1 protein-coding gene and 2 pseudogenes are annotated in these 1,827 nt (G+C 67.5%); 2 read left to right on the forward strand and 1 reads right to left on the reverse strand.

Annotated elements, in window-relative coordinates; all coding sequences use genetic code 11:
* Together J1C47_RS16465 and hemB are read left to right on the forward strand one after the other, a co-directional pair.
* Positions 1–222, forward strand: a pseudogene (locus tag J1C47_RS16465) (ISAs1 family transposase); the annotation flags it as partial.
* A gap of 254 nt (positions 223–476) precedes the next feature.
* Positions 477–1,499, forward strand: coding sequence for a porphobilinogen synthase (hemB, locus tag J1C47_RS16470; protein WP_207351884.1), 1,023 nt, complete (start codon positions 477–479; stop codon positions 1,497–1,499).
* 78 nt (positions 1,500–1,577) lie between these two features.
* Here hemB and J1C47_RS16475 read toward each other — a convergent pair.
* Positions 1,578–1,827, reverse strand: a pseudogene (locus J1C47_RS16475) (IS4 family transposase); the annotation flags it as partial.

Consider the following 1,827-nt stretch of genomic DNA (forward strand, 5'->3'; position numbering starts at 1 on the left):
TGGGGCATCGAGAACCGGCTTCACTGGGTGCTCGACGTCCTGTTCAAGGACGATCAGTCTCGCCTGCGCAAAGGCCACGGCGCCAGGAACATGGCCGTCGTCCGGCACTTCGCGCTCAATCTCATCCGAACGGCCAAAGACAAGAAGTCCCTCAAATCACGCCGAAAACTCGCCGGATGGTCACCGGACTACCTCGCCAGTCTCCTTGATCAGACACATTGAAACATGGATTCGGAGCCCTGCGGGTTCAGGAGATCCGGCGGCCGCGACCTGACCGGCCGGCGGCGCCGCGCCGCCCTTTGAAACGCACGAAGGACGCTGCGGCGCTCCGGTCCGGCGCATCGTACTGACCGAAAATCGATTCCGATTTTCGGACCGATGCTGTAGGCAGAGCCTTGCGCGGGACGACCGAGGGGAGCCGGCAAGGCCGCGCCCCGAGCCCGCCCGCGCCGCGAATGTTGCAAGGGACGACGGCGATGAGCAGAGAGACAGTTTCGATCACCGACCGGATCGACGCCGCGACCGGCGGCATGCGGCTGCGCCGCCTGCGGCAGGCCGACTGGAGCCGGCGCCTGGTGCGCGAGAACGCCCTCTCCGCCGCCGACCTGATCTGGCCGATCTTCGTGCGCGAGGGCGGCGGCGAGCCGCAGCCCGTCGCCTCGATGCCCAACGTCTTCCGGCTGTCGGTCGAAGACTGCGTCGAGGCGGCGCGGCGGGCGCGGGACCTTGCGATCCCGATGCTCGCCCTGTTTCCCTATACCGACCCCTCGCTGCGCGACGAGACCGGCAGCGAAGCGCTGAACCCCGGCAATCTCGTCTGCCGCGCCACCCGGGCGATCAAGCAGGCGGTTCCCGAGGTCGGCATCATGTGCGACGTCGCGCTCGATCCCTATACCAGCCACGGCCATGACGGCGTCATGGCCGGCGAGCGCATCCTCAACGACGAATCGGTCGAGGTGCTGTGCCGGCAGGCCGTCGTCCAGGCCGAGGCCGGCTGCGACGTCATCGGCCCGTCCGACATGATGGACGGACGCGTCGCCTGCATCCGCACGGCGCTCGACGAGGCGGGCTGCCGCGACGCCATGATCATGGCCTACAGCGCCAAATACGCCTCGGCCTTCTACGGGCCGTTCCGCGACGCGGTCGGCTCCGGCGGCATGCTGAAGGGCGACAAGCGCACCTATCAGATGGACTACGGCAACAGCGACGAGGCGGTGCGCGAGGCGGCCCAGGATCTCGCCGAGGGCGCCGACATGATCATGGTGAAGCCGGGGCTTCCCTATCTCGACGTCCTCGCGCGGCTTGCCCGCGAATTCGGCGTGCCGACCTTCGCCTATCAGACCTCGGGCGAGTACGCGATGATCATGGCGGCGGCCGGCAACGGCTGGCTCGACGGCGACAAGGCGATGGTCGAGACCCTGACCGCCTACAAGCGCGCCGGCGCCTCCGGCATTCTCTCCTACTTCTCGCCGATGGTGGCGGCGATGCTGCGGGGGTGAAAGGCAGCCGATCGGCCTCACGGGGCGGCGTCGTCACAGGCGCCTCGTCATCCCGGGCTTGACCCACTGCTGTCCGGTTTAAGCATGGCTGAGATCGAGGGTCATTTGCCTGGGGTCGAAGACAGGCGGTTTATGGGGCGCGCCGAGAGTGTCGATGGGCCGCCTTTGCATGAGGTTGAGGCGGACGAGGCGGCGGAAGGTGCTGGGTTGCGGGATGGCGCGCTGGGCTTCTTGGGCGAGTTTGAGGAGCAGGAAGGCGATCAGCGCGACGAAGATCTGGATGCGCACGGCGTTCTCGCTCTCGCCGAAGAAATGGCCGATCTTCAGG

The organism is Jiella sonneratiae (assembly GCF_017353515.1).
GTDB lineage: Bacteria > Pseudomonadota > Alphaproteobacteria > Rhizobiales > Rhizobiaceae > Jiella > Jiella sonneratiae.